This is a genomic window from Enteractinococcus helveticum, from assembly GCF_001657475.1.
Lineage (GTDB): Bacteria > Actinomycetota > Actinomycetes > Actinomycetales > Micrococcaceae > Yaniella > Yaniella helvetica.
The window spans coordinates 1-8,066 of sequence record NZ_LXEY01000101.1 but is presented as its reverse complement, the minus strand read 5'-3'; the positions used below and the strand labels follow the sequence as shown (position 1 = coordinate 8,066).

The window sequence follows — 8,066 nt, the reverse complement described above, 5'->3', positions numbered from 1 at the left end:
GCCATGTCGAGGTCTTTCTTCAGATGTGTTGTTTCGTCACTTCCATCTTCGGAAGACCTCGACTCTTTTTATGCCTTCAACACGCCCTGATCTAAAACATCATCTACACCCAAAATTCCGAAGAGCCATTTAATACTGCATGCATTGCAGCTGGTCGAGGAAGCCTCCGATTCCAAGCGAGAGGTTTCTGGTTTGCTCCGCGTGGGGCTGTTTTCAACACTTGCCCCATTTTTCAGTCCGCCCATCCTCAAGGAATTTGCCACACTGTATCCGGGACTTGATCTGCGGTTGACCGAGGATAGTGCCCAGGGCCTGTATGATCGGTTGGCACTCGGTCAGCTCGATGTCGCAATCCAGTATGGGTTCCAGGTTTCTGAGAAGCTGTTCTTTACCCCGCTCTATGAGTTTCGACCCTATTTGCTGGTACCTGCCCATCATCGTTTGGCTGGGCAGCTCGAGGTCAGCCTGCGAGACGTCGCCGACGAGCCGGTGATTGGACTAAATATTCAACCCACCTTGCAAAACACACGTGAGTTATATGCTCAAGTGGGGCTCGAGCCGAAAGTCGTGCACAATACCTCAAGTTTTGAGGTCGCCCGCTGTTTGGTGGGTAACGGATTGGGCATTACAGTGCTGTTTCAACGTGCAGCCACCACCTCCACCTATGACGGGAACACCGTCGTTGCCCTGCGGTTAACGGACAGTATTCGTCCCTCAACCTTGGGAGTTACCCAAACTCAAGCTGCCACCGAAACAGAGCGTGTCAAAATGTTTCTGGACTTCATTGATGAGCTGGTCAATACCTCCCCGGTGTTCCGCCAGCTTTAGTGTCGACGTTCAGGACCGTCGGGTGCTGAGGCTGTGAACATCGTGATGACCAGTTCTCGTACAGCGTCAGCGCGATGCGTAGCGTGAGCTTCGAGGTCGCGAGAAAGTACCACCGGTTCGGTGGCTAGTGGTGGGTCGATTGCCAGATCGACGATGCGCAGCCCTTCATGTGACAGTTCCGTGTGTGTTGCTTGAAAGAACAAAGAGTAGCCAAAACCGCGAGCCACCATGGAGCGTACGGTTTCATAGCTTGTGGAGCGGTGGATGACGTTGGGGTGCAGGCCCTGACCGTGGAGTAGTCGCAACGTATTGTCTCCAGCCGGGGGTAAATCCAGCAGAATCAGTGGCTCGTCTTCCAGTGCTTTGAGTGCCACGGAATGCTGATTGGCCAGGGGGTGGTTTTCCGGTAAGGAGACGTGCGGCGAGGCATGGAAGAGTTCGTCCGAGATGACACCGGTGGGTAGCCCGATCTGGTAGGAAATCATCATGTCCAGGCGCCCCTCGAGAAGTTTCTGACTCAGCTGCTCCACCGGACCCTCTTCGATGTCGAGTGTAATGTGCGGTAGCTGTTGCGTGGTTCGCGCCCACAGCTCGGGAATAATCGTTGCCGCCAGCGTGGCATAGCAACCAATCTTGACCGGACCTCGTGGTGTATCGTCACGGTTGCCGATCAACAAGGTGAGTTCTTCAGCTTGGGCTAGTAGCCGCTCAGTGTGCACGACCAAATCATGGCCCGCTGTCGTCGTAATGAGTCCTTTGGCGCGGCGTCGAATAAACAGTTGCGTATTGAAGATGGTCTCGAGTTCGGTGACCGCCGATGACACCGCGTTCGGAGTGACGAATTTGGTGTCAGCGGCTGCGGCGAACGATCCATAGTGCGCGGCGGCGATGAACAGTTCCAACTGGCGCAGGGTGGGCTGTGTTCCAGGCGAAGAAGTCATAACGAAATTTTAGTGCATATAAACCAACATTACCCTCAGTTGCACTTCTTTATTGTGTGCGTCACAGTTAATGGTGTGAACGACAACACCCTCTTTGCACGCATCGACCGCATCGCCGGGCTGGCTTGGGGAGTCCATACTCCGTTTTGGGAGTATATCCAGCGGATCCCCGACGGCCTCGTGGCGGTGCACAACGGTGCAAAGATATTGGAATCAGGCGCGACCTTCTTTCCGTTGGATGCCGCATCAGCGACCGCACACGAACTGCGGTTTGTCGGCGATCTGGAATTTCGCGGGCATAACGGCATGATGGCGGTTACCGTGCAGCAGCCGTGGCTACAATGCCATGGTGAGCGCTGGCAGCTGACCATCGTGGACCCATTTGAACCCGGCTCCCGGATGCCGATCGTCGACATTGAATTGCATGACGAGGCGACCGGCACGGCCCGGTTGACTGAATCCGGAACCGATTTGTTCATGGGTAACTACAACGAAGGCACGCTCTTTGACCCGGTGCGAATTGTCTGGGCAGAAAAGGATCAAGACTCATGACCACACCACACCACCACGGCAAACCAGCTCCAGTTGCAGACTGGGTGACGATCGAGGAACTCTACCGCGACCCGTTCCCTACCTTCGAACGCCTTCGCTCCGAAGGCGGGGTGCACTGGATCCCGGCAATCGGACGGTATCTGATCACCTCCTATGACGCCGTCCACGACACCGAACTGGACCAAGAAACCTTTTCGGCTAATGAAGAAGGCTCGTTGATGATCCGTGCCATGGGCCACTCCATGTTGCGTAAAGACGATCCCGAGCACCGGGTCGAACGCCAAGCCTGGCAGCCGGTCATGCGCCCATCGGTGGTCAAGAAAACCTGGGCCCCAATTTTTGAACGCAATGCCCAGCGTTACCTCAACGAGCTCAAAGCCAAAGGCCCAGGTGCGGATCTCGTCTGGGATTTTGCGGCACCATTTGCTGGCGAAAATTTGCGCGCCGTCACCGGTTTACATAACGTGACCCAGCAAGATCTGCAGCGCTGGTCGCAAACGATGATTGATGCCACCGGCAACTACGCTGATGATCCGGTGGTGTGGGCCAAGGGCGAGGCCTCGTATAACGAAGTTGATGAGGCCCTCGATGAGATGCTGGCCTGGCACAAAAAGCACCAGGACGACTCAATGCTGTCTGCACTGGTGAGACTGCCCGATTACCAAATGCCTGTAGAATCGATCCGAGCCAACCTGAAAATGACCATCGGCGGAGGACTCAACGAACCGCGCGATGCGATCGGTGTAGCCGCCTGGGCACTAATGCAAAACCCAGATCAATTGGCGCTGGTCCAAGCCGACCCTGCGAAATGGGACGCCGTGTTTGATGAAGCGATCCGCTGGGTTGCCCCGATTGGCATGTACTCGCGCCAGACTACCCGCGACGTCGTACTGCAGGGGACGTTCCTACCGGCCGGAGCGAAACTGGGGATCTCCCTGCTGTCGGCCAACCGGGATGAACAATACTGGAAGAATCCGGAACGCTTTGATCTGACCCGCACAGGCGAAGGCGCCCACCTGGCCTTCGGTAAAGGCGTGCACGTGTGCCTCGGCGCTTGGGTAGCTCGCGCACAATTTGCCGCAGCGCTACCAAAACTGTTCTCCGAACTGCCGAACCTCGACTTGATCCCAAACCAGCCAGCAGAAGCCGGCGGCTGGGTCTTCCGCGGCATGGACCTGCTGCCCGTACGCTGGGATGCCGAAGAACCAGCCGTCGGACAGTCCGAGGCCAGACCAGCACACGTGGCCATCGTGGGCTCGGGTCCTTCGGGCTCCTACACAGCCCAGGCCATCAAGCGACGCATGCCGGATGCCCGGGTGACCATCTTCGATAAATCCCCGACACCATTTGGCCTGGTGCGCTCCGGGGTGGCCGCCGACCACCAGGGCACTAAAGACGTCGAAGTGCAATTCAGTCAGCTCTTTGAACGACAAGGGGTCGAATTCATCGGCTCCACCACGGTGACTACCGGACAGCCGCTCGACGACGTGGCAATCCATGGTCGTCCATCCTTTCACGCGCCCAAAGTCTCGACCATGCACGCTGACGGGGCCGAGGTTACCCTGCAGCAACTGCGCGACACCCACGACGCGGTGGTTGTGGCTACGGGCCTGAGCGCCGACAACAAGCTGGCCATTGATGGTGCCGACGCACCGCAGGTCTACGGGGCCGGAAAGATCGCGCGACTACTCAATGCCGATGCCGAACAACACCAGGCCACTACCCAGCTGCCAACACTGGGGGAGACGACCACGGTGGTCGGTAATGGCAACGTAGCCATGGACATGATCCGCCTGCTGGCCTCAACCCCCGAGCAGCTGGCCGCCTCCGACATTGACGAACCCACCCACGCTGCGCTGACCCAAGACCTGCACACCATCAACGTCATCGGCCGGTCTGACGTCACCGCCGCAAAATTCGACACCGTCATGCTGCGCGAGATCACCGATCTACCCGGCATCACCCACACCGTAACCGGCTTCGATGCTGAAGCCGTGAGCGACGACGCCCGAGCCAAACTTGTGGCCGAACTCGCAGCACGCCCGGTGGAACCTGATGCACGCATGAAGATCAACTGGTACTTCGGCCACACTCCAGAAGCTGTAGTGACCGCCGATGACGCCATCGAAGCGATCTCGCTGTCGTCGAGTACGATGTCCTTCATGATCGGCACCACCTCGGTCATCACTGCCATCGGCTTCCATGGCGCCGACACCGAACAGCTGCTGAAGATCAGCCACGACGCGCGCGAGACCGGCCGGGTAGCCGATGGGCTGTACGCTGCTGGTTGGCTGCGCCGCGGACCGGTTGGCACCATCCCATCACAGCGCACCGATGCACGCGAATTGGCCGAGGTCATCGCAACCGATCTTGCCGCCGCAGGCACCAAACAGGTGACAGGGCTACCCGCGCTACGCAACCACCTTGCCCGGTCCACCACCTGGGACGGGTGGCTGATGATCGACGCGTACGAGAAAACCAATACGGATGCACCGCGTCCACGTACCAAACTGATCGATGTGCGCCGTCGTCGATTCATTGCTGCTTCGGCTACCCAGATGCCGCGCTCGCAGCAACCGCAACACGCAGTTGAGCTCAACAACGAGCACCTGCCGCCGCTGACCATTGCTTATGCCACCGAATCGGGCAACGCCGAACTGGTCGCTGAAGAACTCGTCCGCGCCCTGGCCGACCGCGCCAACGCCACAGCTATCGACATGTCAACGCTACAACCGGTAGATTTCCAAACAACCACCCCGATGCTGGTGATCACCTCCAGTTACGACGAAGGCGAATTGCCCACCGGCATCCGCGAGCTCTACGCCCGACTGTTAGCCGAAGGGACCCAGCTGAATTCACTGCACTACGCCCTTTTCGGGCTGGGCGATCGGTCCTATGAGTTCTACTCCAAAGGTGCTGACCTCCTGGATGAAGCATTCCACGACCTGGGAGCGCGCCGCATCGGCGATATCGGCCGTCACGACGCCGGCGGTCATATTCTGGCCACCGATGCAGCAACCGCCTGGGTGGCCACCGTTATCAACGAACTACTGGAGGCGAAGCTACAAGAAGCTGTAGTAGTCAGCTGATCGTGTCCAATCGTCACGAGGTGCTCTTCTCGACCAACCCTTTGAACGCCACAACACTGACGGGAGTCATGATGTCACTCGAAGATGCAATTCAACAAGCCGGCAATCCAGTCAACCTGCTGTGGGATTCCCAAACCCCGCCCTCGGTCGTCCCGCGACTTGCACCAGAGTTTTCTAACTGGCGCGATGAACAGCTCGCCTGGCGTCGCACCGCCGTCATCTACGACCAGTCCCACCACATGGTGGACCTGAACCTCAAGGGCCCAGACGCTCTGCGACTCATCAAAGCCCTGGCGATCAACTCGATGGAAAATTTCCCGGTCGATAAGGCCAAACAGTTCGTTGCCGTCAACTATCAGGGCTACATCATCGGCGACAATATCCTGTTTCACCTTGACGAAGATGAATACCGCGCCGTCGGTATTCCGCCGTCGATCAACTGGATGCAATATCATGCCGAAACCGGCGATTATGACGTCGAGGTCCGCCGCGATGAGACTTCGCTGCATCGGCAGGGACCACCAGAACTGTATCGTTACCAGCTCCAGGGCCCGGGTGCCATGGAGGTACTGCGCGATGCCAGTGGGCAAGAACCTCCGAAACTGAAGTTCTTCCACATGACCACCGTGACCATCGCTAGTAAACCCGTGCGCGTGCTACGCCACGGAATGGCTGGTGAGCCTGGCGTCGAAATCTGGGGTCCATGGGAGGACCGTGAAGCTGTCCACGGCGCCATTCTCGAAGCCGGAAAAGCCCACGATCTAGTACAAGTCGGTGCCCGGGCGTATCACACCAACGCTCTGGAATCCGGGTGGTTGCCACGACCGCTGCCGGCCATATACACCGATGAACGAATGGCCGATTATCGTCGGTGGCTCACCGACAACGCCTATGAGACCGTCTCCCCGTTGGGTGGAAGTTTCTATTCTGAAAATATTGAAGACTACTATTTCACCCCACATGAACTCGATTATGGGCGGATCATTTCCTTTGACCACGACTTCATCGGTCGGCAAGCATTAGAAAATATGCCATCGGAAGGTGGCCGCCAAAAGGTCACACTGGTGTGGAATGGTGACGACGTGGGCAAGGCGTATGCATCGATGTTCCAGCCGGGCACCGGAGCCAAATTCATTAATCTGCCAATGGCGCTTTATGACACCTTCCACTTTGACCGGGTAGAGGTGGATGGCAAGTTGGTTGGCTTATCCACCTGGACTGGCTACTCCTCGAATGAAAAAGCCATGCTGTCGCTGGCCGTGGTCGACGAAGCCTTCGCCGAACCGGGTACTGAAGTCGTGGTGAAGTGGGGCGAGGACGTGCCGTCGAAAAAACTGCAGGTTGAAGATCACGTACAGGTGGAAATCAGGGCGACAGTTCAACCCGCTCCACTCACGGAATTTGCAAGGACAGCTTACCGACAGTAACCAAGTACGTCGCATCGACGCCACAGAATCCAATGGACGGCACGGAAAAACCATAAAAGTGAGAACAAATGCTTGACTGTGACTGCTGTCACATGCATAATGGTCTCACGATGGAAACCATCTGGTAGATGCCCGAATGTCGAGATGACTTGCGGCGCTACCGAAGACGCAGATGTGTTGTTCCTGTGTGGTTATATGAGGCGGGAAATCTAATCCTGCTGTACCGCTGAGGTTCTGTGGTTGCGGTACCAAAGCCCGGGGAGGTTCTGACCCCGGGCTTTGCTCGTGCCTAGGCTTTCGGCCGCGGATCGACCGGTGCCGTACCCATGCGCGCATCGTGAATCCGGTGGATAATTTCCATCCCGATGGACCCTAAGACCTGACTTGCACAAGTTTAGTGACCCGTTTTAGCTCGTGATATTGAGCCCGTCCAGGAGCTGTTGGGCGTCGGCGGGGATGTCTGGTGGGAACGTGATTTCGTGGTCGCCGAGTTGGCCGGTGAATTCTCGTAGGGGTTTCAGGGTGGTGATGATCCGCTTCAACGAGACCCCGGTCTGGGTTTGCATGTAGCGTGCTACGGCCAGGGCGGTGAAGACCACCGTCAGGTGGGCTTCGATGGCATCGCGGGTGTGGTGAAACATCGGCCGTGCTCGTAGATCAGTTTTAGACATCCGAAAGGATTGCTCCACGTGCCACAACTGATGGTAGGAAGCCACGACTTCGGCGGCACCCATGGTGTCAGCATCGAGGTTGGTGATGTAGCCTTTCCACCCGGCAATCTGTGTTGCCCGGTCAAAGGTGGTCTGGTCAAAGACCCGGGTGGCGCCCTGGGTTTTCACGAACCGCGCGGATTTCACTGCCTGATTGCCCTCAACGACACGCATGGCGCGTTGTCGCTGAGCTTCTAGGGTGGTGACGTCCCGGTGAGCGCGTTTTGCTCGGTATTGCCACACGGCCCGCCAATGTTTGGCATCGGCTGACGGGTCCCACACGGGCTCATCAGGGTCATTGATCCGGTCAGGATTTGGCTGGTGTCGGCCTCGGGTGGTCACGGTATCCACGGTGGTACCATCCTCCGGTGGGGCATCCGGTTGGTGGTGAATGTGTTTTGTCAATTAGAAGTCGGCCATTAAAGCGATAAGAATCCGGCCACTTTGGCAGGGTTTCCTGCCAAAGTGGCGATAAGGGGTTATTTCATTAGGGCGTTTTTGACGCGGTAGGACTCGCCG

At 57.6% G+C, this 8,066-nt stretch carries 5 protein-coding genes and 1 pseudogene; 4 read left to right on the top strand and 2 right to left on the bottom strand.

The annotated features are described in order from the left end of the window. Window positions 1-144 precede the first annotated feature (144 nt). Window positions 145-828, top strand: coding sequence for a LysR substrate-binding domain-containing protein (locus A6F49_RS14830; protein ID WP_043055319.1), 684 nt, complete (start codon window positions 145-147; stop codon window positions 826-828). On the opposite strand, the gene A6F49_RS14825 is transcribed toward A6F49_RS14830, so the two are convergent. Beyond that, complete coding sequence (locus A6F49_RS14825; RefSeq protein ID WP_082911832.1) at window positions 825-1,769, bottom strand: LysR substrate-binding domain-containing protein; 945 nt, start codon at window positions 1,767-1,769, stop codon at window positions 825-827. The two genes, A6F49_RS14830 and A6F49_RS14825, sit on opposite strands and share 4 nt — an antisense overlap. A 75-nt stretch (window positions 1,770-1,844) precedes the next feature. Here A6F49_RS14825 and A6F49_RS14820 point away from each other — a divergent pair, with 75 nt between their 5' ends. Genes A6F49_RS14820 through A6F49_RS14810 form a run of 3 tightly spaced genes read left to right on the top strand, consistent with a single transcriptional unit; the run spans window position 1,845 to window position 6,837 of the window. Then, window positions 1,845-2,321, top strand: a complete 477-nt coding sequence (locus A6F49_RS14820) for an HtaA domain-containing protein (protein ID WP_161485832.1) — start codon at window positions 1,845-1,847, stop codon at window positions 2,319-2,321. Further along, complete coding sequence (locus A6F49_RS14815) at window positions 2,318-5,410, top strand: cytochrome P450 (protein ID WP_043055317.1); 3,093 nt, start codon at window positions 2,318-2,320, stop codon at window positions 5,408-5,410. The genes A6F49_RS14820 and A6F49_RS14815 overlap by 4 nt, the downstream gene beginning before the upstream one ends. A gap of 2 nt (window positions 5,411-5,412) precedes the next feature. Next, on the top strand, window positions 5,413-6,837 hold the full coding sequence (locus tag A6F49_RS14810) for an aminomethyl transferase family protein (protein ID WP_235605025.1): 1,425 nt from the start codon (window positions 5,413-5,415) through the stop codon (window positions 6,835-6,837). Between the two features lie 407 nt (window positions 6,838-7,244). On the opposite strand, the pseudogene A6F49_RS14805 reads toward A6F49_RS14810, so the two are convergent. Continuing rightward, a pseudogene (locus A6F49_RS14805) lies at window positions 7,245-7,913 on the bottom strand (IS1634 family transposase); the annotation flags it as partial. Window positions 7,914-8,066 lie beyond the last annotated feature (153 nt).